This window comes from Curtobacterium ammoniigenes NBRC 101786 (genome assembly GCF_001571045.1).
GTDB lineage: Bacteria > Actinomycetota > Actinomycetes > Actinomycetales > Microbacteriaceae > Curtobacterium > Curtobacterium ammoniigenes.
In genome coordinates this window covers 255,431-278,896 of sequence record NZ_BCSV01000001.1, presented here as the reverse complement: position 1 = coordinate 278,896, position 23,466 = coordinate 255,431, and the positions used below count along the sequence as shown (strand labels likewise).

Here is a 23,466-nt window from a genome sequence, read left to right as displayed (position 1 = left end):
CGACGTGACCGAACACACCGACGCCGAGACCGACTACCGCATCGAACACGACACCATGGGCGAGGTTCGCGTGCCTGTCTCGGCGCTCTACCGCGCCCAGACGCAGCGTGCCGTGGAGAACTTCCCGATCTCGGGCACCGGCCTCGAGCCAGCGCAGATCATCGCCCTCGCGCAGATCAAGCGCGCCGCAGCGATCGTCAATCACCGGCTGGGCATTCTCGACGAAGGCGTCGCGACAGCGATCGTCGACGCGGCCGAGACGATCATCGGGGGTGATCACCTCGACCAGTTCCCGATCGACACCTACCAGACGGGCTCCGGCACCTCGTCGAACATGAACATGAACGAGGTGCTCGCAACGCTCGCGTCCACCGCGTCCGGCACCGCCGTGCACCCCAATGACCACGTCAACGCGTCCCAGTCGTCGAACGATGTCTTCCCCACGTCGGTGCACCTCGCGGTCACCGAAGCGCTCCTCCGGCAACTGATCCCCGCACTCGACCACCTCGCCGCCGCGTTCGAGGCAAAGGCGACCGCCTGGGCAGAGGTAGTCAAGTCCGGTCGCACGCACCTCATGGACGCCACCCCCGTGACGCTCGGTCAGGAATTCGGCGGCTACGCGCGGCAGATCCGGCTCGGTATCGAGCGCATCGAAGCCGCACTCCCCCGCGTCGCCGAGGTCCCGCTCGGCGGCACCGCCGTCGGGACCGGCATCAACACGCCGAAGGGCTTCCCGCAGCAGGTCATCGCCGAACTCGCGGAGAGCACCGGACTGCCCATCACCGAGGCGAAGGACCATTTCGAGGCGCAAGGCGCCCGCGACGCGCTCGTCGAAGCATCGGGAGCCCTCAAGGTGATCGCCGTCAGCCTGACGAAGATCAACAACGACCTCCGCTGGATGGGTTCCGGACCGAATACCGGGCTCGGCGAACTGCACATCCCCGACCTGCAGCCGGGGTCGTCGATCATGCCGGGCAAGGTCAACCCGGTGATTCCCGAGGCGACCCTGATGGTCGCCGCCCGAGTCATCGGAAACGACGCGACCGTCACCTGGGCAGGGGCGTCCGGCGCATTCGAACTCAACGTCGCGATCCCCGTCATGGGCACCGCCCTCCTCGAATCCATCCGACTGCTCGCGAACAGCACCCGCGTTCTCGCAGACAAGGCGATCGACGGGCTCGAGGCGAACGTCGACCGCGCCCGCGCCTTCGCCGAGTCCTCGCCGTCGATCGTGACCCCACTGAACCGAGTGATCGGCTACGAGGCCGCGGCGAAGGTCGCGAAGTACGCCGTCAGCGAGTCGCTCACCGTGCGCGAGGCAGTCGTCGCACTCGGCTTCGTGGAGCGCGGGGAAGTGACCGAGGCGCAACTTGACGCCGCCCTCGACGTCCTGTCAATGACCCACCCGAACTGAGGCGCGTCGCCCGGCTTGACGTCGGCCCTGGCCTGAGGTCGGCCCTGGCCCGAGGTCGGCTCTAGCCTGACGTCAGCCCCGAACCGAGGTCGGCCCGACCTGAAACGCGTCCGCTGGGAGGCGCGGTGCGGCATCACGCGCACCGCGCCTCCCAGCCCCGGCCGTCAGACCAACACCGTCAGACCAGCTCGGGCGAGTCCAGCATCTCGGTGACCAGCGCAGCGATCGCGCTCCGCTCAGACCGCGTCAGTGTGACGTGCGCGAACAGCGGGTGGCCCTTCAGACGCTCGATCACACTGGCGACACCGTCATGCCGACCGACCCGCAGGTTGTCGCGCTGCGCCACATCGTGCGTGAGCACAACCCGCGAGTTCTGCCCGATCCGCGACAGCATCGTCAGAAGCACATTCCGTTCGAGCGACTGCGCCTCATCGACGATCACGAACGCATCGTGCAGTGAGCGGCCTCGGATGTGCGTCAGCGGCAGAACCTCGAGGATCCCGCGTTCCTGCACCTCCTCCAGCACATTGTCCGAGACGAGCGCGCCGAGCGTGTCGAACACTGCCTGTGCCCACGGGTTCATCTTCTCGTTCGCATCGCCCGGCAAGTAACCAAGCTCCTGACCGCCCACCGCGTAGAGGGGGCGGAAGACCATGATCTTCTTGTGCTGCTGACGCTCGAGCACAGCCTCCAGACCGGCGCACAGCGCCAGCGCCGACTTGCCCGTACCGGCGCTCCCGCCGAGCGACACGATGCCGATCTCGGGATCGAGCAGCGCGTCGATGGCCAGGCGCTGCTCCGCCGACCGACCGCGGAGCCCGAACACCTCGCGGTCGCCGCGGACGAGCGCCACGGCCCCGGGGGCGTGCACCCGACCGAGCGCCGAGCCGCGCTCCGAGTGGATGACGACACCGGTGTTGATGGGGACACCGGCCAGCGATCCGGCGCTGATCTCCTCGCGCTCATAGAGCGACGCCATCTGCTCGCCCGAGACCTCAAGCGACGTGACGCCGGTGTAGCCGCTGTCGACCGCGAGTTCGGCGCGATACTCCTCCGCCGCGAGGCCGATCGATGCGGCCTTGACCCGAAGCGGAAGGTCCTTCGAGACCACGACGACATCGAGTCCGTCGTTCTTCAGGTTCGACGCGACCGCGAGGATCCGGGAATCGTTGTCGCCGAGCTGCAGTCCGGACGGCAGGACAGCCTGATTCGAGTGGTTGAGCTCAACCCGCAGCGAACCGCCGTCGCCGACAGCAACAGGGAAGTCCAGACGCTCGTGCTCGATGCGGAGTTCGTCGAGGATCCGGAGCGCCTGCCGGGCGAAATAGCCGATCTCCGGATCGTTGCGCTTGGATTCGAGCTCGCTGATCACGACGACCGGAAGGACGACGTCGTGCTCGGCGAACCGGAACAGTGCCCGAGGGTCGCTCAGAAGCACCGAGGTATCGAGCACGTAGGTGCGCTCTGTGGTCGAGGCGGACGATGCCGCAGCCCGTCGAGACGACGATGCCGTCGTGGATGACGTTCCGCGGGAGGTGCTCTGAGAGGTCACGACCACTCCATCCCCGGGCCGTGCTCGGCCCGGTCCATGTCCTCGGAACGGCCACTCGTGCTCTGGATGAGCACTGCACTGGATCCGCGCGAGCAGATCCTTGGTCGCGAAGCTCCACCTGTGGCCGCTTCGATCGGGCGCGGTGCCCGATGCGGCGAACATACGGCGAGCCGCCGACAACGGTCGATCGACACGCGGAACGCAATCGCACGTTCACACGAGTTGTTCGCCCAGCGGAGCTCAGCTCACCGTCGAGAACGCGACGAACGCGTCGCGCAGCATGTCCAGCGTGGCGTCTGCTGTCGAAGCGAACGGTGAGAGCCGCAGCATCCCGTTTCGTGTGGTCGCGGTGATCCCCTGGTTGTGCAGCGCCGCAGACAGCGCGGTCAACTGCGACGGCTGCGGATGCAGCACGACGATGCCGGCGCGCTCGGTGCGGTCTCGGGGGGACACGACCGGCATGCCGAACTCGTCCGCGATGGCGAGCACCTGCTCCACACGCTCAGCGACGCGCTCCTCGATCGCGGCGATGCCGACCGACGAGACGCGCTCGAGCGCGACTGCGAGACGGGCTTGCGACACCGGGTCGACCCGCGACATCTGATACGCGGCCGCTCCTGCACGCACCGACGGAATGGTCTCCGGCCACCCCTCGGTTCCGTTCGGCCCGGACAGCACTGGCGCCATGCGCTCCAGTGCCCGGTCGCTGAGCGCCAGAAATCCCGTGCCCCATCCTGCGTGGAGCCACTTCTGCCCCCCGGTCGCCACGACATCGGCGACCTCGTAGGGAGCATCAACGACACCGAAGCCTTGGATGGCATCCACGATGAGGAGTCGGTCCCCGATGACGTCACGGATGGCTGCCAAATCGACCCGATACCCGCTCTGCCAGTCCACGAGGCTCAGCGCGACGGCGGTCGTCTCATCCGTGAGTCGCGCAGCGATCAGGTCGGGCGTCAGGGGTCCGACGCCGGCTTCGATGACCACAGGGCGAACGCGCCCCGCCGTCGCCGCCGCGCTCGCGAGCGCCAACGGGAGCGACGGGAACTCGTCCGCCGCCACGAGCACATCGCCGCTCAGCGCAAACGCGGTATGGAGCAGCCCCGGGGTCGTCGCGGTCTGCGAGACGATCTGATCGTCGCGGCGCCGCACCAGACGGGATGCGACGGATCGCACGCGCGCATCTTGTTCGTCGAGGGTCTCGAGCGCTCCGAACCGAGTGCGCTCCTGGATGGTGCCGAGCACGCGCTGCTCTTCGAGCACCGGCGTGAGGACCGGGCCGAATGCCGCATGGTCGAGGTAGCCGGGCTCCTCAGCGAACTCGGCGATGAATTCGTCGATAGTCGTCACAGGGTGCCTTTCGGGAGGAGACGGCGTGCACAGCGACCCCCCGAGCGCAACTGTTCGAATGCAAGCGAACACTGTGAGTGTACTGAACGATCCCCATGCCCCCCAATTGTCGAGGGGCGGACGCGGCGTCCGACGCGTTACCCACCGAACCGGCGGGAGCGTAATCCGTAGTCGCGGACGGCGCGCAAGAAGTCCACTTCCCGGAGATCCGGGTAAAACGCCTCGACGAAGTAGAACTCGCTGTGCGCGCTCTGCCACAGCATGAAGTCCGAGAGGCGCTGCTCGCCCGATGTCCGAATCACGAGGTCGGGGTCCGGCTGCCCTTGGGTGTACAGGTGATCGCCGATGAGCTCGGGAGTGAGCACGTCGGCAAGCGTGTCGAGTGTGCCGCCACCCGCGCCATGTGCCCGAACGATGCTGCGCATCGCGTCCGCGATCTCACGCCGTCCGCCGTATCCGACCGCGAGATTGACGTGCAGACCCGTGTTGGCGGCGGTCGCTCGCTCGGCATCCTCGAGCGCGGCGACGAGTTCGGGCGGCAGCCCTTCGTTCGAGCCGACGTGCTGCACCCGCCATGACCCGTGGTCGGAGAGCGCCTTCGCGAGCTCGGCGATGATCGTGGTCAGCTGGGTGAGCTCATCGGAGCCGCGGCCTGAGAGATTGTCCGAGGAGAGCAGGTAGAGCGTCACGACCTGAACGCCAAGATCGTCGCACCAGCCCAGGAACTCCGGGATCTTCGCCGCGCCAGCGCGATGCCCGTGCGCCGCGGTCTCCAGCCCGAGCTGCCGTGCCCATCGCCGGTTGCCGTCGACGATCATCGCGACATGCTTCGGCATCGTCGAACCGACGATGCTGCGGCGGAGCCGACGCTGGTATGCGCGGTAGAGGAGCCCCCCAGTGGTCCTCGGCGAACGCGCGTGCACAGGCAGAGGTTAGTCCAACGGAGTGGGACGCTCGTCCGAGTCGGTGAACGGCGAATCCGGTCGGTCCGACTCGGCGCCGATGCGCGCCTCCGCTTCGAGCTGCTCGCGGATCTCGGCGCGGTAGCGCGTCCGGCGGGTGCGGCGGACCATGTCAACGATCAGAAAGATCGTCGCGACGGCGACGCACGCAATGGCGATGAATCCGACGACGCCGGGGGTGACGTCGACGTCGGGGACCTTGTCCGGCGGGAGGGTCGGGGTTGCGGCGGCGAGCACCTGCAGGCCGCTCACGGCGAGGACCGTCATTGGGCAGCCTCCGGATCGATTCCGGCGAACAGATCGGTTTCGGGCAATTCGGTCGGCACCTTCGATTCGATGAGCTGGTAGTCCTCGGTCGGCCAGACGGATGCGAGGAGGTTGTTCGGCCAGAAGAAGAACATGCTGTCGGCCGGCACCTGACTGGCGTGGGCGCGGAGCGCGCGGTCGCGGACATCGAAGTACTCGGCGCACTCGACATGCGTGGTGGCAAGGTCAGGGCGATCGGCGAACCGCTCCATGAACTCGCCCAGGCGGGCAACGGCCTCCGAGTTCGGATCCTGCTGCTGCAGCGCGGCGAAGACCGCCTTGAACCGCGACGGATTCATGATCCGCTCGTAGTACAGCTTGCTGATGGACCACGGTGCCCCGGCCTCCGGGTACATCGCCGGATCTCCGGAGGCGCGCCACGCGGCCATCGCGATGTCGTGGGCGCGAATGTGGTCCGGATGCGGATATCCGCCGTTCTCGTCGTACGCGATCATGACGTGCGGGCGGAACCGGCGAACGATCCGCACGAGAACACCGGCACTGACCTCGATGGGGACCGTGGCGAAGGTGCCCGGGCGAACCGACTCGCCCTCCTCCGGGAGACCGGAGTCGTGATAGCCGAGCCAGGCGTGCTGGATACCCATCGCCGACTGGGCCGCGGCCATCTCGGTGCGGCGATACCCGGCCATATCCCGATGCGCTCGATACTGCGCCACGGCCGGCAGTTGGTCATTCAGAATGTCGCCCGCCTCACCCCCGGTGCAGGACACGACGAGCACCTCCGCACCAGCGGCCGCGTACTTGGCGTACGTCGCGGCACCCTTGCTCGACTCGTCGTCCGGGTGGGCGTGAACCGCGATGAGACGCAAAGGCACGACGCTCCTCAACAGCTGTGGTCGCCCGTGGTCGTGATCGTCGAGCGGACCGGTGTGGACCGTCACAGGGACGGCAAGATAGTTGGGACAGCCTCCGCAGCAACGTGAACTACCCTTGATCCAAGGATAATCGTCCCAGGAGTTCACGCTGTCCGCACCGCAACCACCTACGCAAGGCGTCGTGTATCCACAGGCGCGTTCAGGCGCCTCCCGTCCGTCCGGGAGGGGGCTCGATGACCGGTACGGTCGGACGCCCGGCCGACGGCGCTTTCAGGTCATCCTCGCCGTGGTGATCGCGGTCGCGATCGGCCTCACATTTGCCGCGTGGGCCATTTGGGCGGGCCCCGGAGATGTGCCGACCGGCAACCTCCAAACGAACGATCTGGGATACAGCGTCGTCTCCGACCAGCTGACGACCGTCACGTCGCAAGTGCAGGTGAACCCCGGCACAACGGTTCGATGCGCCATCGAGGTCGAGAACAAGTCGTTCGCCATCGTCGGCTGGAAGATCGTGACCGTGCCACCGACCTCGGCGTCGCAGACGAACTTCCGCACCGACGTTCGGACGAGCGAGCGGGGCGTCACCGGGTTGATCAACAACTGCTGGGTCCCGTAGGCTGTCCGGATTCCCCGTTCGAGACCGGCCGACGCTGGCCGGTCTCGCTTTTTTACGTCGGAAGGGAACCAAGGATGAGCAACGACACCCAGGTCACCTGGCTGACCCAGGAGGCCCATGACCGCCTCCAGGCGGAGCTCGACCACCTGAGCAGCGAAGGCCGCGCCGAGATCGCCCGCCGCATCGAAGCGGCGCGCGAAGAAGGCGACCTGAAAGAGAACGGCGGCTACCACGCCGCCAAGGACGAGCAGGGCAAGATCGAGGCCCGGATCCGCCAGCTGACGGACCTGCTGAAGCATGCGACGGTCGGCGAGCAGGAGTTCGACGGCACGGTCGAACCCGGCACGGTCGTGACCGCGACGATCGCCGGTGACGAGACCACGTTCCTCGTCGGCAACCGCGAGATCGTCGCCGACGGGGCGGATCTCACCGTGTACAGCCAGTCGAGCCCGATCGGCGCCGCAATCCTCGGCCTCCGTCCGGGTGACGCCACCCACTACACCGCGCCGAACGGCAAGGACATCGCCGTCTCCGTGATCAAGGTCGAGCGCTACGAGCCATGACCCGCCGCCGTCGCTGACGTCACCCGGCTCAGGTGCTCGACGTGATCCGTCAGTGACGCACTTCGGGTCGGAACCCGGCCTCGTGGAGGCGTCGCACGACCTCCTCGGAGTGTTCCGGACCACGGGCCTCGATTGACAGGTCGAGCGCGACCTCGCTGATCTGCAGGTTCTGTCCGTGCCGGGTGTGCAGCACCTCGACGACGTTCGCTCCCGCATCGGAGATCACCTGTGACACACGCGCGAGCTGTCCCGGACGGTCCGGGAGCATGATGCGGATCCCCACATAGCGGGAGGCTGCAACAAGACCGCGAGTGATGACACGTTCAAGCATGAGCGGATCGATGTTGCCACCGGAGAGCAGCACCACCGTGCGACCGGTGTCACGGATCGCGCCCGTCATGATCGCGGCAACGCCGACGGCGCCCGCCGCCTCGACGACGAGCTTGCCTCGTTCGAGCAGCAGGAGGATCGCGCGTGCCACGTCGTCGTCCGCGACCGTGACGATCTCGTCGACGAGGTCGCGGACGATGGGGAAGTTGAGTTCGCCGGGGCGGGCGACCGCGATTCCGTCCGCGATCGTCGGTGCCGTCCGAACCGCGAGCGGCATCCCTGCCGCAAGTGACGGCGGGTAGGCAGCAGCCGTCTCCGCCTGGACACCGACGACACGGATCGGTCGGCCCAGCCGCTCCGATAGTCCGCGCGCGGCGATCGCGATCCCCGAGATCACCCCACCGCCACCGACCGGGACGACGATCGTGTCGACGTCCGGGACTTGCTCGACGATCTCCAGTCCGACCGTTCCTTGGCCGGCGATGACATCCGCATGATCGAACGGCGGGATGAAGACCGCGCCCGTCGATGCCGCGTACTCCTTGGCTGCCGCGAGCGCCTCTTCGACGTTGTGTCCGTGCAGCACCGTTTCCGCGCCGTAGTTCCTCGTCGCCTGGAGCTTCGGCAGTGCGACACCCACCGGCATGAAGATGGTGGCGGGAATGCCAAGCTCGCGCGCCGCAAGTGCGACGCCTTGCGCATGATTTCCTGCGCTCGCGGCGACGACGCCGCTGCGACGCTCGTCGGCGGTGAGCTTGGAGAGCCGGTTGTAGGCACCGCGGAGCTTGTACGCGCCGGTGCGCTGCAGATTCTCACACTTCAGATGCACGGGCGAGCCGAGAATGTCGGCGAGGAACTGCGACGTCTCCATCGGTGTCACCCGCGCGACCCGCGCCACGATCGAGCGCGCACCCTCGACATCGGCGAACGACGGCACCGTGACTCGGGTATCGGCTTCCTGCTGCACACTCACCTGACTATTCTGACGCCTGCGCACCGCGGCGTCGGTGAGATGACGTCGGAGGACAGGCGTCAGGCCCTCCGTCAGATCGCGAAGTCCGGCTCGTCGGAGAGCGGGTCGTCCTCGTCGTGGTGCTTGTGACGTTGGCGTTCGCTCCGGATCCCCGCCTCGACATGCTGGGAGTCGAGACGGCGCCACCGACCGGATGCGACGGTCGTGACCATCGTGTTCAGCGTCGCGATGAGCGGCACGGCGAAGAACGCGCCAGCGATACCGGCCAGACCGGATGCTGCGGCTACCCCGAGCACGACGGCGAGCGGATGGACGCGGACAGCGCTGCCCATGACAAGGGGCTGGAGCAGGTGCCCCTCGATCTGTTGGACAAGAAGCACGATCCCGAGCACCACGAGCGCGATCACCCACCCGTTGAAGAGCAAGGCGACGAACACGGCGAGCACGCCGGTGACGATCGCGCCGACGACCGGCACGAAGGACCCGAGGAAGACGACGACGGCAATCGGAATCGCGAGAGGGACGCCACTGAAGAACACTCCGGCGCCGATCCCCACGGCGTCGACGAACGCGACGAAGATCTGCACCCGGATGAAGCTTGTCAGCGTCGACCAGCCCGCGACACCGGCACCGTCGATGGCGGATCGAGCGCCGCGCGGGAACAGCACGACGATCCAGCGCCAGACGCGCTTGCCGTCGACGAGCAGGAAGATCGTGGTGAACAGGACGATGAAGAGCCCCTCGAACACGCGAGTGGCGCTCGAGCCCGCCGTCGCGACCCCGGACAGCACCGAGCCCGAGTGGGTTTGGAGCCACTTCCCGATGTCGTTCGACCAGGTGACGAAGTCGCGTTGAGAGATTCCGATGCCGGAGTCGAGCAGCAACTGCTTGATGTTCGCGTACTGCTCGACCGTTCGCCGCGCAAGCGAGGGGTACGCCGCAGAGATCTGATTGACCACCAGCCAGATCAACCCGACGACCGCGGCGATAGCGGCGAGAATGCTCACCACCACGGAGGCCCACTTCGGCACGCCGTGATGTTGGAGCCATGCGGACAGCGGTGCGAGAAGCGCTGTGATGACGATGCCGATCAAGAACGGAACGACGATCCGTTCGAGGGTGACGACCAGCCAGATGAAGACCGCGATCACGGCGAGGATGGCGAGGATGCGCCATGACCACGCGCCGGCGATCTGCATGCCGGGCGGCACGAGTGGCTGCTGCCCTTCTGGGCGCTCGGGCCGACGGCTGATCATGCGGCGATTCTATTGAGCAGAAGCCGGGGGAAATCCTGTGTGCCATCACAGCGTCGCACGTCCCCGATAGGGTCCGGAGCGTGCCCTCACACTCGACACTCTCGCGTGCCGACGCGCGACGCCTCGTGCTCGGCGCCCAGGGCTTCGCGCGTCAGTCAGAGCGGATGGCGCCCGGGGCAGAGCCGCTCCGCTCGGCGCGTTCGCTCACCTCGTGCATCGGCGCCCTTGGCCTGCTGCAGATCGACTCCGTGAACGTGTTCGAGCGAAGCCACTATCTGCCGCTCTTCGCCCGGCGCGGCCCGTACGACCGCACCGTGTTGGATCGAGCGACGGTGGACGCCGGGGCGAGGCATGTCGAGTACTGGGCCCACGAGGCGGCGTTCATCCCGCGAGCGATGCTGCCGCTCTTCCGCTGGAAGATGGACGCGTTGCGTGCGCGGGATCACGAGGCAGGGCGCACCCCGTTCGTCGAGGATCGCGCACCGCTCATGCGTGAGCTCCTGGCCGTCCTTGCCGCCAACGGTCCGATGGCCGCGAGCGAGATCGAACACGAGTCGAATGTCCGGCATGGCCCGTGGTGGGGGTGGAGCGACGTGAAGCGGTCGCTCGAGTTCCTGTTCCGATGGGGAGATGTCGTCTCCGCCGGCCGACGAGGCTTCGAACGCGTCTACGCGCTCCCGGACCACGTGCTGCCACCGGGGTACCTCGACGCAGCGCCCGAGCGAGCGGATGGGATTCGGTCGCTTGTCGAGCATGCGGTTCGAGCCTCCGGGGTCGGCACCGTCGCGGACCTCGCCGACTACTTTCGGCTCCGAACCGACGACACGAAGCGCGCACTGCTCGACCTGCAGTCAGCAGGGAGCGTCGTCCCTGTTGCCGTCGAGGGGTGGAGCCAACCCGCGTGGATGCACGTTGACGCTCGAATTCCGCGCCGGATCAGCGCGTCGGCGATCCTGTCGCCGTTCGATCCGGTGGTCTGGTTCCGACCGCGCGCGGAACGCCTCTGGGACTTCCGCTACCGCATCGAAATCTACACACCGGCCCCAAAGCGGGTGTATGGGTACTACGTGCTCCCGGTCCTCCAGGACGAGCACATCGTCGGGCGCGTCGATCTGAAGAGCGATCGTCAGCGACGCGCACTCCTGGTGCGGGCCGCCTGGCGTGAACCCGATGCGCCGTTCGATGCGGACCGGCTTGCAGAGACACTCCGCATGGCTGCGAGGTGGCAGGGCCTCGACACGATCGAGGTGAGCGACCACGGCACAGCGGCAGCAGAATTGGCCGCGGCGGTCACTCGCGTCGAGCGGCGCGCGGGATGACGGGTGCCGGTCCGCGGGCGGCAGGCGCTCAGAACTGCACTCGAGGGGGTTCGGCGATCGCCGCGCGTTCGTTCGACTCGAAGAACACCGCTTCGCCGACGCCGCGGCTCCGCGCGATCGTCGTTCCGGGGAACCGTCTGATGCGAGTGTTGAGTTCGCGCACGCCGCCGTTGTACTGGCGCCGAGCGGACTGCAGGCGATCCTCGGTCGAAGCGAGCTCGGACTGCAATTGCAGGAACGACTGGCTCGTCTGGAGTTGCGGATACCCCTCTGCCAGCGTGAACACCGTCTTCAGCGCGCGCTGCATGTGGTCTTCGGCGACGGATGCGGCAGCGGCGTCGGGCGCAGTGAGCGTCTCTTGGCGCGCCTCGTCGATACCGCGGAGCGCTGCGCTCTCGTGACTCGCGAATGGCTGGACGGCGTCGACGAGTGTCGGCACAAGCTCCGCCCGCTCCTGCAGCGCCTGGGCGATCTGGCGCCACGACGCGTCCACGCGCTCTTGGAGGCCGACGACCGTGTGGTAAGTCATCCAGAACACGATCCCGACGACAACGAGAATGGCGACAACCACTCCGGCGACGACCGCAGCCACGAATCCGGTGTCCATAGCGGGTGCGTACTCCTTTGCGTCGTTTGCGTCGGGCCGACATAGGGTGAGCCCCACGTCGCGCGGGCGGACAGGCCCGGATCGACTATAACCGCGACTCCCTGCACGCCCGGCCTGAGGTCGCCGAACCACCGAAACCCTGCGCGATCCGGCGTCCCGCTGCGCTCTCCGACTTTCCCGGGACCCGATCCATCGGGCTACGCTGACGGACGGTGCACGGTCGCGCTGGCGGCTACTGCCCATCGAACCCGAATTCGCGAGCGAGAGCAGCCATGACCGACGTTCAGACCACCCCCACCGTGTACGACGAGACGCGTCTGCGCTCCGTCTTCGAAGGCACGTACACCTACGCGAACGGGTTCGCTCGGAACGTCCACCGCTTCGCGAACCGCCCCGCGCTCCGCGATCCCGCGTCCGACCGATCCTGGACGTATGCGGAACTCGGCGAGGTGGTCGATCGCGTCGCGGGTTGGCTCCTCCGTCACGGTGTCGAGCAGAACAGCGTGGTCATGGTGGAGCTGTTCAACTCCCCCGAGTTCGCGATCCTCTATCTCGCCTGTCACCGGATCGGCGCGATCTTCTCACCGACGAACTTCCGCCTCGCACCCGCTGAGGTCGCGTACATCATCGACGACTCGTCGCCCCGGGTGCTCGTGTTCGACGCTGCCCGCGAACACGACATGGCCGAAGCGCTCACCATCGCCCACCATCGTCCAGAGCACGTGCTGCGCGTTCCAGCCGCAGCCGGCACCAGCCAGGGCGCGAGCGCATCGTCCGCAGACACACCCGATGCCGGGACCATCGAGCGCGCTGTCCTGTTCTCCGAGGCGCTCGCTGCCGCTCCGGTCTCCGGCGACGAGCTTGCTGCGGGCCGCTCCGACGCCCCGCGAACGACCTATGCCGAGACGACGCGCCTGTACACGTCGGGAACGACCGGGCGGCCGAAGCCGGTGCCGCTGCCCAGCCTTGTCGAGGTGCTGAGCGCACACGACGTCATCATGCACTTCCCGCTCACGCCGTTCGACAAGACCCTGAACATGTCACCGCTCTTCCACCGCGGCGGCCTGTATTCGGGCGGTCCGAACCCGGTGTTCTACGTCGGCGCGGAACTCACGACACTCCGACACTTCGATGCCGACACGGTGCTCGACCTCGTCGAGTCCGAGCGTCTGACGTTTCTCATCGGCGCCCCCACGAACCTTGTACAACTCGCCGACGCACAAGAGCGCCGGCCCCGCGATCTGTCGTCGCTGCATGGGATCGTGACGATGGGTGCGCCCCTCGACCGGGCGGCCGCGCTGCGGTTCCAGCGGCTGCTCACGGAGCGCATCTTCAACGGGTACGGCACGACGGAGACGTTCTGGAACACGTTCCTCCGCCCGGAGGATTTCCCCGACGGCGCCGGCTCGACGGGGCGCGCATCCACTGACGACGACGTCGCGGTGGTTCGTGTCTACACGGATCGGCTCGCGGATCCGACCGACACCGTGGCGAAGGACGGCACCGAGATCGGCGAGTTCGCCGTCCGCACGATCAAATCGGGCTACTCCTACCGAAACGCGGATCTCGAGGCCGAGAAGTTCGCTGACGGGTGGTTCTACCCCGGTGACCTCGCAACGTGGGACGAGCAGGAGCGGGTGACGATCGTGGGCCGGAAGGACGACATGATCATCTCGGGCGGCGAGAACGTCCACCCGGTCCAGGTCGAGGCGATTCTCGCGGAACACGCCGGCGTCGCTGATGCGATCGTGGTCGGCGTTCCTGACGATCGGTGGGGCGAGATCGTGGCCGCCTACGTCGTCCGTCGCACCTCCCTTCCCGAGGATGATGCCGCCGCTGCTGCGGAGCTCGATCGCTTCGCCGGATCCCACCCCGCGCTCGCCCGCTACAAGCGGCCGAGGCTGTACCGCTTCGTCGACAGCATCCCCTACAACGCCACGGGGAAGAAGGTGCACTATCTCGCCAAGGCGAGCGCAGCCTCCGACCACGAGACGGGTCGCTTCATCGCACCCTGATCGGGGGCAGGCCACGAGACGGGCGGGCAGCCGTCGCGCGGTACTCTCGCTCGCAACCGGCACCTAGCGCCGAAGCGTCGCGCTCGGCAAGACCCCGAACTCTCGCCGGTATGCGGCGGCGAACCGGCCGCTCGACGAGAATCCCCATCGGGCGGCGATCGCCTCGATCGTCGTTCCGTCGATCGGGTCGCCGCGGACGAGATCGTCGTGCGCGTGCTGCAACCGCACCAGGCGGAGCTGTTCGAGGGGCGTGCGGTCGAGGCTTCGTCGGAAGGCGGCCTGAAGGCCGCGAACACTGAGACCGGATGCCTCGGCGATCGCCTCGACGTTCACCCCGTCCTGCGCGTGCACATCGATGAACCGCATTGCACGACGTAGCGCCGCCGGGAGGACACCGTCGGGGTCCTCCCCCTCCTCGCGGAGCGCGACGACGGGGAACACTGCGAGCACCGCGGCGACGAACGCATCGAACCGAGTGCGCTGAACCACGGGGACGGCAAACGTCGGGCCGTCCTCGGAGTCGGAGGCTCGGACATAGCTCGCGAATGTCCGCCAGAACCGCACGGCGGGTGCGTCGCGCGGCGCCTGCTCCACCGAGAGTTCGAGCGGCGCGTCGCCCACCAGCTCGCGGGCGACCTGGCGGAACGCGCGTTCGTCGACGGAGAGCGACGGGGCATGGGGCGTTGCGCGCCGATTCGTCGGGAGGAGCGCGATCTCCTCCCCCACGTCAGCGACGGTCACCCATGCGCCCGAGTCGGGAACATCGTCGACGAGGATGCACGGCTCATCGTGAGCCGTCGGGTCAGCATCCATCGGCGTATCACCTCCGCCTCGCCGTCCTCAGCGGTCGTTCGCGTCGAACCGCCGCAGTATTGCCAACGGTTTACGCCAATGGTGCTGCCAGTTCACCGGGAGCACGCTCAGGAACGTCGGCGGATGCCTCGGGGAGGTGAGCGGGCGCCTCCGGATCGTCGACCGACCTATCCGTCACGGCGCGCGGCCGGGCGACGCCACTCGCGAGGCACACGCCGGCAATGATCGGCAGGAGGACGATGTGTCCTGCAATCCCCGCGTAGAGCAGGAAGTGCGCCCACGTCGCTTCCGTGTGACCGATCGAGTTGTAGTAGATGTCCCGGAAGTAGCCAACGAATGTCGCGAGGTCGACGCCCAGGTAGGCGATGATCCAACCAATCCGCAGCCGCACCACCACGAAGAACGGCAGCAGCCACAGGGTGTACTGCGGCGAGTCCACCTTGTTGCACACCATGTAGATGCAGATCATGGCCGCGGCAGTCTGCACCCACGGCATTTGGCGGCGTCGGATTCCAATCACGAGTCCGATCACGACGACGGTCAGGAGGCCCAGCGCGGTCGCCACCTGCGCCATCCGGTTGAGCGTGTGCTCGACCGACGGCGTGGCCTGCGCCGACCACGGCAGGAGTGCGTAGTACCAGACCGACAGGGTGTCCGGCTCGATGGGGCGGCTCGCCTGGAATCGGATCACGCTCCACCACCCCGCGGCGTTGATGACGAGGAACGGAACGTTCGCAGCGAGCAAGACGGCGACGGCAGAGCCCGCGACAACGGCTGCGTCGCGCACGCGGCGAGCAAGCGGGACGCCTGCCTCGATGAGGTATGCGAGCACGAGCGGACAGACGAACAGCGCCGGATATAGCTTGAACGCACCTCCGATGCCAAGCAGCGCACCCGCGATCAACGCACGGACCCACGGTGGAATGCGGTCGCGGAGCCCGAGCTCCACAAAAAGCGCTGCCGAGACGAAGAACACCGGGATGACGTCCCAGTTGAGCAATGCATAGAGATACAGCGGAGGCGTCGCTGCGAAGATCCAGGCGCGTCGGCCCGCGACGCGCGCGAGCATGATGGTCGCCAGTGCGACGAGCGGCAGGAACGTGAGCGCGGTGACGATCACGAAGCCGTGCGCGGACACGACGGGGAGGCCGGTGAGCCAGATCCAGATCGCCGTCAGTGTCGGATATTCCGGTGTCCCGAGCGGGAGGCCGCTCGCATCCGCGTGCGGCGAGACGTACGGGAACACATGGGCCGCGTAGTCATGGATGGTGAACATGCCGCCGACGTCGCTGGCGCATCCCCACTGGGACAACTGCGTGATGCGTGCGACCCCCGGTCCCGGAAGCACCGTGCACGGGAGGTGGTGCAGCATGCTGCCGATCGTCAGCCCGACCGCGACCGCGGTCATCACAGCGATCTCGATCCAGGACAGCGGACGTGTGTTGCGTCGGTCGATCTTCATTTCCGTATCACCCTAGACAGTGTCGGAACGAAAACTCGCGTGCCCGGCCGCACCGATTGCGCACCGCACTGCATACGCGTGTGCCCCCGGAGGGACTCGAACCCTCAGCTCGGCGATTTTAAGTCGCATGCCTCTACCGATTGGGCCACGGGGGCGGGCCATGGAACACGGGAGGCGACCAGTCGTCGTCGACAACCGGTCGCCTCCTGCAGGGGGATCCTATTCAGCCGTGGTGCTCGCCGTGGCGCTCACGGCCTCCGGGGCTTCGGTGTCAGCCTGGCTGGTCGGCGCTGCTCCAGCAGACGCCGCGTCGGCGTTTGCCGCGGGTGCGTCCGCCGTTGCCGCGGTGCTGCGCGCGGGCCGCTTGGCTGCGGGCTTCCGAGTCGTCGTTCGCTTCGGAGCAGGGGTCGCCGCGCTCGTCGGCGCGTCAGCCTTCGAGACGTCGTCGGCGGGGGTCGCATACGCGGGACCTGCCGCGCCTGCTGGCTTCGCGACCTCGGGTTGCGGTGCAGCGGCCGGCTCGGCTGGCTTCGGGCGGGAGGCGAACTCCTCGAACGCCGCGCGTGGAGTCTCGCGGTGGTCGAGTGAGGCGATGTCGCGGCCGAGGAAGAATCCGCCCATCCAGTCGCCGAATACGCGCCACTTCCGCTCCCACGATGGCATCGCGAGACCGTGATAGCCGCGGTGCGCGCCCCAGGCGAGGAAGCCCTTCATCGCGAACTTCCCCGATTGGAACACGCCGATCCCGATACCGAGGCCGGCGACAGCGCCGAGGTTCTCGTGCTTGTAGTCGACGAGCTGTTCGCCACGAATCTGCGCCACGATGTTGGACGCAAGACGCTTCGCCTGCCGGACCGCGTGCTGCGCGTTCGGCACGCACATGCCTCCGACGCCGCCACCGGTGAGGTCGGGGACTGCTGCCACGTCGCCGCAGGCCCACGCGCCGTCGATCACGCCGTTGTCGTCGACGATGCGGAGGTCGGGCTGCACGCGGATGCGCCCGCGCGGCTCGAGCGGGAAGTCCGTGCCCTTGACCATCGGGTTCGCCATGACACCGGCAGTCCAGATGATGAGGTCGGATTCGATGACCTGCTGCTCGCCCTCGTTGGGCTTGAGCACGCAGACGCCGTTCTCGGCGGACGCGAGCTGCGTTTCGAGGTGCACCTCTGCGCCGCGCTCCGCCAGGTTCTTGAGCACCCAGTAGCTCGTTTCGAGTGAAACCTCCGGCATGATCCGGCCCATTGCCTCAACGAGGTGGAAGTGGGTGTCGTCGAAGGACAGTTCCGGGTAGCGGCGCAGGAGGTCCGACGCGAATGAGCGCAGCTCGGCGAAGATCTCGATGCCGGCGAATCCGCCGCCGACGACGACGACGGTGAGCAGACGGTCGCGCTCGGGGCCCGCCGGGACGTTCGCGGCTTTGGCGAAGTTCACGAGCATCCGGTCGCGAATCGCTGCAGCTTCCTCGATGGTCTTCAGGCCGATCGCCTCGTCGGCGACGCCGGGGATCGGGAAGGTCCGGGAGACCGCCCCGGCCGTCATCACGATCGTGTCGTACTCTTCCTCCCACGGCTCGCCGACGGGGGGTGTGATCGTCGCGGTCTTCGTCGCGTGGTTGACGGCCGTCACCTTGGCGGTCACCACGGTCGTGCGCTTGAGGTGGCGACGGTGGGCGACGATTGCGTGCCGCGGCTCGATCGATCCGGCTGCGACCTCTGGCAGGAACGGCTGGTAGGTCATGTACGGCAGCGGGTCGACCATGACGACTTCTGCTTCACCGTCACGAAGCCATTTCTCGAGCTTCCAAGCGGTGTAAAAACCGGCGTAACCGCCGCCGACGATCAGGATCTTTGGCACGGGTCAATGTCTCCTTGGGGTGGGGTTGCCGCGAAATAACTTACTCGCTCCCACCGCCGACCCTGACGTCGATGTCCCATCGTGATTCTAGGGTCGGCTCGGACCGATCCACTCATTGTCGGCCGAACATGACGTACTGACCGCTTCACCGGCTCAGTGGGCAGCCGTGCTTCCGCTTGCCGGTCGGCATTCGCAGCGCTCGGGCGACCATCCGCTTTCGGCGAGTGCTCGGTCGCCGATGGGGTTCACGCCGGGTCCGGCAGCAAGCGCATGGCCGACGAGCGCGTGCAGACATTTGACGCGGTTGGGCATTCCGCCCGCGGAGATACCGTGGATTTCGGGAACGAATGCAATCGACTCACGGTCCGACAGATAAGCGAGGTGCGCGGCACGATAGGCGGAAGCAATCGCAGGGTCCTCGTCGAGCAGTGACGCGTATCCCGCCATCGTTCCGTCCGCCTCCAGCCTCGACACGGCGGCGGTCGCAGCGGGATGGGTGAGGTAGTACAGCGTCGGGAACGGAGTCCCGTTGCCGAGTCGTGGCTGCGTTGCGACGACCGTCGGCGCACCGCAGGCGCACCGCGCGGGAATGCCGATGACGTCGCGGGCGGGGCGACCGAGCTGCTCGGAGACAGTGGCGATATCGGCGTCGCTGGCGGGCTCGAAGGGCGGGGTGGTCATCAGTCGACGATCCTAACGGGGCCGTTGTCCTTGCCCCACCGGCACCGATCCGGTTGTGCTGCGCTCCCGCACAGGCACTCCTCAGGTACCGCTAACCGCCGGCGCTCGGGGTGCTGCCGGCGCTCGGCACGGTGCCGGCGCTCGGCGCGGTGCCGGCGCTCGGCGCGGTGCCGGGAACGGTCTTGCCCTGGGTCGCCCCGGTGCCGCTTGCGGGGCTCTGCAACTGGTTCGCGGTCTTGGTGGACAGGCCCGCCGTCAGAACGCTCGAGAGCATCCCGGAGACCCAGTCGACGTGTGGCGTCTGCACCGTTGCGCTGACCGGTGTGCCCGCGTCGGTGACCGGCGCGTGCGCGGCCGAGCCACTCGAACCGGAGGCGCCCATCACCAGGTAGCTCTCCTCGCCCGGGTAGACGTAGAGCAGTCGGTCGCGCGCCTGCGTCTCGATGTACGCGGGGTCGCTCCATCGAGCAACATCGGCCGTCTTCGTCGCGACATCCGCCTTCGCGGCGGCGACCTGCTCACGCTTCTGCGCGATCTGCTCCTGCTGCTGAATGAGCGTCCGCAGCGAGGGTGCGAGGACGACGACGAAGAGCACGATGATGCCGAGCATCAGTGCGCTGAATCCGGAGAAACGCAGGTTCCGGAACCACGGCAGCGAGACGCGCTCTGCGGTCGGAATCGCTACGGGGATCCGGCGAACGCGCGGCTTCTCGTTCGTCATGGTTCTACGCTAACCCGACCGGTCATGATGCTCGTCCGCGAACCGCCGGGAGCTGACGACTGCTGCGGGAGAGCATGTCCTGCTCTGCACCTCCATGACGGAGCAGGCCCCGCGCCTCCAGAAGCGTGTCCTGGAGACGCGGGGCCGGGAACCGTTACGACCAGAGCGACGCGCTCCGCGGGAACGCGCTCCGTCCCGCGTAAGCGGCTGCGTCGCCGAGCTCTTCCTCAATGCGGAGAAGCTGGTTGTACTTCGCGACGCGATCCGAACGGGCGGGCGCGCCCGTTTTGATCTGCCCACCGTCGACGGCGACCGCGATGTCGGCGATCGTCGTGTCTTCGGTCTCGCCGGAGCGGTGGGAGAGAATTGCGGTCATGCCACTTCGTTGGGCCAGCGCGACCGCGTCGAGCGTCTCGGTGAGGGTGCCGATCTGATTCACCTTCACCAGGATCGAGTTGGCTGCACGCTCCGCGATGCCCTTCTCCAGGCGCTTGGGGTTCGTCACGAACAGGTCGTCACCGACGATCTGCAGCTTCGAGCCGAGCTCAGCGGTGAAGTGCGACCAGCCGGCCCAGTCGTCTTCCGCGAGCGGGTCTTCGATCGTGACGAGCGGGTAGTTCGCGGCCAGGTCAGCGAAGTACGCGGTGAACTCTTGGCTGTCGAGCTGCTTGCCCTCGAAGGTGTACTTGCCGTCTGCGAAGAACTCGGTCGAGGCGACGTCCAGTCCGAGCGCGATGTCCTTGCCCGGTGTGAACCCGGCCTTCTCGATCGCCTGCAGGAGGAAGTCGAGCGCGGCGCGGTTGGACGCGAGCTCCGGGGCGAAGCCGCCCTCGTCGCCCAGACCGGTGGAGAGCCCCCGCTTCTTCAGCTCGCTCTTCAGCGCGTGGTAGGTCTCCACGCCCCAGCGCAAAGCCTCCGAGAAGGACTCTGCGCCATAGGGGACGAGGAAGAACTCCTGAATGTCGACGTTCGTGTCTGCGTGTGCGCCGCCGTTCACGACGTTCATGAGCGGGACAGGCAGCGTGTGGGCGTTCGGTCCGCCGAGGTAGCGGAACAGCGGCAGGTCTGCCGAGTCCGCGGCCGCGCGGGCCACGGCGAGGGAAGCGCCGAGGATGGCGTTCGCGCCGAGCCGCGACTTGTTCTCCGTCCCGTCGAGCTCGACGAGCGCCGCGTCCACGAGGCGCTGGTCGGTCGCATCAAAGCCTTCGATCGCCGGGCCGATCTCGTCGAGAACTGCCTCGACCGCCTTCAGCACCCCTTTTCCGCCGTAGCGCTTCGGGTCGCCGTCGCGCAGCTCGTAGGCCTCGAAGGCGCCAGTGGAGGCGCCGGACGGGACGAGCGCTCGAGAGACGACGCCGTCGTCGAGCAGGACCTCGACCTCGACGGTGGGATTGCCTCGGGAATCGAGGACTTCGCGGGCTCCGACAGCGTCGATCACGGCCACAGGGGACTCCTCACACAGTGCGTAGTGGTGGTTCGTCGTCGATCCTATCGACGCCTGGGTTTGGTCGAGTGAACAGTGAACTGCGTGTGGACAACAGCGAGCCCGTCTACGACAGCGGCCGAAACTCGATGGGACCGTCTGCCGTTTCTGCCGTGACGACGCCCACCTGCCGGAACCCCTGCTCCGCGAGCGCCGCACGCTGATTCTTGGCATTCTTCGCGCGTCGTTCCAGCCGAACTCGCCGGTGCTCACGCACGAGGCTCTGCTTGATGCGCGCGAGATCACGAGCATCGACGTCGTTGTCGTACAGCAGGACGACCGCGTCCGCATCTGCTTCGTGATCCAGCTCCACCAGGTCGACGATGCGCTCGAACCCGAGCGAGAAGCCCACTGCCGGCACATCGACACCGAGGAACCGCCCGATCATCCCGTCATACCGACCGCCGCCACCAAGGCTGTATGCGAGATCGGGGTGCGCGAGCTCGAAGATCGTGCCCGTGTAGTAGCCCATACCGCGGACGAGCGTCGGATCGAAGCGAATCGGGAGGTCCGGGAGCGACGCGCGGATCGCCTCCAGATCGGAGAACGCGGCCCGGTCGATCCATGAGGCCTCGCGGGCCGACTCCCAGTCGGCCGCGGCGAGCGCCTCGAGCGTCGCGGCGAGGTCGGCCGAGGACCACCCACTGAACCCCGGGAGTTCGACAAGCTCGGCGGCGACTCCCGATGGCCCGATCTTGTCGAGCTTGTCGATGACGATGAGCGCCGCGTCCGCGGCCGTTGCCGGCACATTCCAGCTGGCCAGGAGCGAGGTCAGCACACGGCGATCATTGATGCGGATGACGGTGTCGCGCACGCCGAGGGCGTCGATTGCCGCAGCGGTCGCCTGGATCAGCTCGATCTCTGCGATCGGTCCGGCTTCGCCGAGAATGTCGATGTCGCACTGCACGAACTGGCGGAACCGCCCCTTCTGCGGACGCTCGGCACGCCAGACCGGCGCGATCTGAATCGATCGGAAGACGGTGGGGAGCTGGCCGCGGTGCGACGCGAAGAACCGCGCCAACGGAACAGTGAGATCGAACCGGAGGCCGAGATCGGCGAGGTCGAGCGGTGTCGAAGCGGCGTGCAGATCGGCAACGTCGAGGCCACGGCGCATGACCGCATAGGCGAGCTTCTCGTTGTCGCCGCCGAGACCGGAGTGAAGCCGCTTCGCATCCTCGACCACCGGAGTCTCGATCTCGTCGAAGCCGAAACGGCGGTAGACGGAGCGGATCTTGCCGAGTACGGCGTCGCGCTTCGCCTTCTCGGACGGGAGGAAATCGCGCATACCCCGGGGCGGAGTCACTGGTGCGGCCATGCCAGCCATCCTGGCAGAGGAGTTGCTGGAGCGCTGGGCCTCTGATATTCTGCATCCAGAACCCCGGTGAGCACTTGACTGCCGCCGGAGCGGGAACGTGCTGCAAGGTCCCGCGCGGTTCCGAGTAGGCGCCGCTCGTCCATGTTTCGCGAGCGGCACCCCTGCCTGCTCGCGGGCGCCCCGTCTTTTCGGGTTGATGCGGGCGCCCGCTCAGCCGGCTCGTCTCGACCCGGCACTCGCTGCCTGCTCGAAGGCCGCGAGCGCCGCTCGAACACTCCCGACAGCGTCGATACCGTCGGTTCCGGCTTCGACGACCGACGCCATCAACGCCAATCCCCACGCCGGGTCGACGCGCTTCGCGGTGCCCCCGGTGGCGGCGTCGTCGCCGAGCCGATCGGCAGCCGTGGCGCGGTCAACCGTCCGCGCGGAGGCAGGAACGCGATCCACTTCGACATCGCTCGACACGAGAGTCCGCGCACCGTCGATCGCCGCTGCCGCGTCAGGGGCTCGTTCCGCCAGCGCGACGGCCCGCTCGAGGGGCGCCATCGCGCGTGGCACGCCGTCGAACGGACTCGTGCGGTGCGCTTTCTCCGCCTGCTTCGCGGCCAGCCAGACACGCACGACCTCAGCCTCCGTCGTCGCCACCTCGGACCCGAACACGTGCGGATGGCGCCGCGTCATCTTCTCGCGCGCGGTCTCGATGACATCGGTCAGCGCGAACTCGCCGGCGCGCTCGGCGATTCCGGCGTGCAGCACCACTTGGTAGAGGATGTCGGCGAGCTCCTCCTGCATTCCATCGTGGTCGTCGTCGTCGATTGCGTCGACGAGCTCGTACGCCTCCTCCACGACGTACCGAGCGAGCGAGCGGTGGGTCTGCGCTCGATTCCACACGCATCCGCCGACTGGGTCGAGCAGGCGGTCGATGACACGCACCAGCGATTCCAGAGCCGATCCGGAACGGCGCGCTTCCTCTGATGCGGGCATGCCTCATCCTCACACGCCGCGTTGCCGATCGGATTCGTCAGCGCTCCTGCGTAT

Annotated in this window: 21 protein-coding genes and 1 tRNA gene; 5 read left to right on the top strand and 17 right to left on the bottom strand. The window is 67.5% G+C overall.

Annotated elements, in window-relative coordinates:
• Positions 1-4 precede the first annotated feature (4 nt).
• On the top strand, positions 5-1,414 hold the full coding sequence (locus tag CAM01S_RS01240) for a class II fumarate hydratase (protein WP_083527617.1): 1,410 nt from the start codon (positions 5-7) through the stop codon (positions 1,412-1,414).
• 178 nt (positions 1,415-1,592) lie between these two features.
• On the opposite strand, the gene phoH2 is transcribed toward CAM01S_RS01240, so the two are convergent.
• From phoH2 to mca, 5 genes are all read right to left on the bottom strand, one after another.
• Positions 1,593-2,972, bottom strand: a complete 1,380-nt coding sequence (gene phoH2 / locus CAM01S_RS01235; protein WP_174520398.1) for an RNA 5'-3' helicase PhoH2 — start codon at positions 2,970-2,972, stop codon at positions 1,593-1,595.
• A gap of 234 nt (positions 2,973-3,206) precedes the next feature.
• Complete coding sequence (locus tag CAM01S_RS01230) at positions 3,207-4,316, bottom strand: aminotransferase class V-fold PLP-dependent enzyme (RefSeq protein ID WP_245631496.1); 1,110 nt, start codon at positions 4,314-4,316, stop codon at positions 3,207-3,209.
• Positions 4,317-4,453: 137 nt separating this feature from the next.
• Positions 4,454-5,239 carry an isoprenyl transferase gene (locus CAM01S_RS01225; RefSeq protein WP_066515025.1) on the bottom strand — a complete coding sequence of 262 codons (786 nt, stop codon included), beginning with the start codon at positions 5,237-5,239 and terminating at the stop codon, positions 4,454-4,456.
• Positions 5,240-5,248: 9 nt separating this feature from the next.
• Positions 5,249-5,545, bottom strand: a complete 297-nt coding sequence (locus CAM01S_RS01220) for a hypothetical protein (RefSeq protein ID WP_083527616.1) — start codon at positions 5,543-5,545, stop codon at positions 5,249-5,251.
• Positions 5,542-6,420 carry a mycothiol conjugate amidase Mca gene (gene mca, locus CAM01S_RS01215; RefSeq protein WP_174520397.1) on the bottom strand — a complete coding sequence of 293 codons (879 nt, stop codon included), beginning with the start codon at positions 6,418-6,420 and terminating at the stop codon, positions 5,542-5,544. Before mca ends, CAM01S_RS01220 begins: the two co-directional genes overlap by 4 nt.
• Positions 6,421-6,601: 181 nt before the next feature.
• Here mca and CAM01S_RS01210 point away from each other — a divergent pair, with 181 nt between their 5' ends.
• Both CAM01S_RS01210 and greA read left to right on the top strand, forming a co-directional pair.
• Positions 6,602-7,036, top strand: a complete 435-nt coding sequence (locus CAM01S_RS01210) for a DUF4307 domain-containing protein (RefSeq protein ID WP_169795798.1) — start codon at positions 6,602-6,604, stop codon at positions 7,034-7,036.
• A gap of 74 nt (positions 7,037-7,110) precedes the next feature.
• The gene (greA, locus tag CAM01S_RS01205; RefSeq protein WP_066515012.1) at positions 7,111-7,599 is read left to right on the top strand and encodes a transcription elongation factor GreA; all 489 of its coding nucleotides are present in this window, start codon (positions 7,111-7,113) and stop codon (positions 7,597-7,599) included.
• A 49-nt stretch (positions 7,600-7,648) separates the two neighbouring features.
• Here greA and ilvA read toward each other — a convergent pair whose 3' ends face one another.
• A complete protein-coding gene (gene ilvA, locus CAM01S_RS01200; protein WP_083527614.1) occupies positions 7,649-8,902 on the bottom strand; it encodes a threonine ammonia-lyase in 1,254 nt (417 codons plus the stop codon).
• Positions 8,903-8,973: 71 nt separating this feature from the next.
• Positions 8,974-10,158 carry an AI-2E family transporter gene (locus tag CAM01S_RS01195; RefSeq protein WP_083527613.1) on the bottom strand — a complete coding sequence of 395 codons (1,185 nt, stop codon included), beginning with the start codon at positions 10,156-10,158 and terminating at the stop codon, positions 8,974-8,976.
• An 80-nt stretch (positions 10,159-10,238) separates the two neighbouring features.
• On the opposite strand from CAM01S_RS01195, the gene CAM01S_RS01190 reads away from it, so the two are divergent.
• Entirely contained in the window at positions 10,239-11,477 is a 1,239-nt protein-coding gene (locus CAM01S_RS01190; protein WP_066515008.1) for a winged helix-turn-helix domain-containing protein, read from the top strand.
• 28 nt (positions 11,478-11,505) lie between these two features.
• On the opposite strand, the gene CAM01S_RS01185 is transcribed toward CAM01S_RS01190, so the two are convergent.
• A complete protein-coding gene (locus tag CAM01S_RS01185) occupies positions 11,506-12,084 on the bottom strand; it encodes a LemA family protein (protein ID WP_066515004.1) in 579 nt (192 codons plus the stop codon).
• A 272-nt stretch (positions 12,085-12,356) separates the two neighbouring features.
• Here CAM01S_RS01185 and CAM01S_RS01180 point away from each other — a divergent pair, with 272 nt between their 5' ends.
• A complete protein-coding gene (locus CAM01S_RS01180) occupies positions 12,357-14,099 on the top strand; it encodes a class I adenylate-forming enzyme family protein (protein WP_066514997.1) in 1,743 nt (580 codons plus the stop codon).
• A 63-nt stretch (positions 14,100-14,162) separates the two neighbouring features.
• Here the strand turns inward: CAM01S_RS01180 and CAM01S_RS01175 are convergent, their stop codons facing one another.
• The 9 genes from CAM01S_RS01175 to CAM01S_RS01135 form a co-directional block, all read right to left on the bottom strand.
• Positions 14,163-14,912: a helix-turn-helix transcriptional regulator gene (locus tag CAM01S_RS01175; RefSeq protein WP_066514992.1), complete on the bottom strand. Its 750-nt coding sequence runs from the start codon at positions 14,910-14,912 to the stop codon at positions 14,163-14,165.
• A gap of 70 nt (positions 14,913-14,982) precedes the next feature.
• Complete coding sequence (locus CAM01S_RS01170) at positions 14,983-16,374, bottom strand: glycosyltransferase family protein (protein ID WP_066514987.1); 1,392 nt, start codon at positions 16,372-16,374, stop codon at positions 14,983-14,985.
• 81 nt (positions 16,375-16,455) lie between these two features.
• Positions 16,456-16,529, bottom strand: a tRNA-Leu gene (locus tag CAM01S_RS01165).
• Positions 16,530-16,593: 64 nt separating this feature from the next.
• Entirely contained in the window at positions 16,594-18,228 is a 1,635-nt protein-coding gene (locus tag CAM01S_RS01160; protein ID WP_083527612.1) for an NAD(P)/FAD-dependent oxidoreductase, read from the bottom strand.
• Between the two features lie 153 nt (positions 18,229-18,381).
• Positions 18,382-18,909, bottom strand: coding sequence for a DUF501 domain-containing protein (locus CAM01S_RS01155; RefSeq protein ID WP_066514983.1), 528 nt, complete (start codon positions 18,907-18,909; stop codon positions 18,382-18,384).
• A gap of 91 nt (positions 18,910-19,000) precedes the next feature.
• On the bottom strand, positions 19,001-19,630 hold the full coding sequence (locus tag CAM01S_RS01150; protein WP_083527611.1) for an FtsB family cell division protein: 630 nt from the start codon (positions 19,628-19,630) through the stop codon (positions 19,001-19,003).
• Between the two features lie 154 nt (positions 19,631-19,784).
• Entirely contained in the window at positions 19,785-21,074 is a 1,290-nt protein-coding gene (gene eno, locus CAM01S_RS01145; RefSeq protein ID WP_066514981.1) for a phosphopyruvate hydratase, read from the bottom strand.
• Between the two features lie 106 nt (positions 21,075-21,180).
• The gene (hisS, locus tag CAM01S_RS01140) at positions 21,181-22,428 is read right to left on the bottom strand and encodes a histidine--tRNA ligase (protein ID WP_066514979.1); all 1,248 of its coding nucleotides are present in this window, start codon (positions 22,426-22,428) and stop codon (positions 21,181-21,183) included.
• A gap of 210 nt (positions 22,429-22,638) precedes the next feature.
• Entirely contained in the window at positions 22,639-23,412 is a 774-nt protein-coding gene (locus tag CAM01S_RS01135; RefSeq protein WP_066514977.1) for a MazG nucleotide pyrophosphohydrolase domain-containing protein, read from the bottom strand.
• Between the last annotated feature and the right edge of the window lie 54 nt (positions 23,413-23,466).

Bases quoted from the DNA above. Each gene is read 5' to 3' on its own strand.
- CAM01S_RS01220 (WP_083527616.1), bottom strand. From the start codon at position 5,545: ATGACGGTCCTCGCCGTGAGCGGCCTGCAGGTGCTCGCCGCCGCAACC.
- greA (WP_066515012.1), top strand. From the start codon at position 7,111: ATGAGCAACGACACCCAGGTCACCTGGCTGACCCAGGAGGCCCATGAC.
- CAM01S_RS01195 (WP_083527613.1), bottom strand. From the start codon at position 10,158: ATGATCAGCCGTCGGCCCGAGCGCCCAGAAGGGCAGCAGCCACTCGTG.
- CAM01S_RS01185 (WP_066515004.1), bottom strand. From the start codon at position 12,084: ATGGACACCGGATTCGTGGCTGCGGTCGTCGCCGGAGTGGTTGTCGCC.
- CAM01S_RS01180 (WP_066514997.1), top strand. From the start codon at position 12,357: ATGACCGACGTTCAGACCACCCCCACCGTGTACGACGAGACGCGTCTG.
- CAM01S_RS01175 (WP_066514992.1), bottom strand. From the start codon at position 14,912: ATGGATGCTGACCCGACGGCTCACGATGAGCCGTGCATCCTCGTCGAC.
- CAM01S_RS01170 (WP_066514987.1), bottom strand. From the start codon at position 16,374: ATGAAGATCGACCGACGCAACACACGTCCGCTGTCCTGGATCGAGATC.
- CAM01S_RS01155 (WP_066514983.1), bottom strand. From the start codon at position 18,909: ATGACCACCCCGCCCTTCGAGCCCGCCAGCGACGCCGATATCGCCACT.
- CAM01S_RS01150 (WP_083527611.1), bottom strand. From the start codon at position 19,630: ATGACGAACGAGAAGCCGCGCGTTCGCCGGATCCCCGTAGCGATTCCG.
- hisS (WP_066514979.1), bottom strand. From the start codon at position 22,428: ATGGCCGCACCAGTGACTCCGCCCCGGGGTATGCGCGATTTCCTCCCG.
- CAM01S_RS01135 (WP_066514977.1), bottom strand. From the start codon at position 23,412: ATGCCCGCATCAGAGGAAGCGCGCCGTTCCGGATCGGCTCTGGAATCG.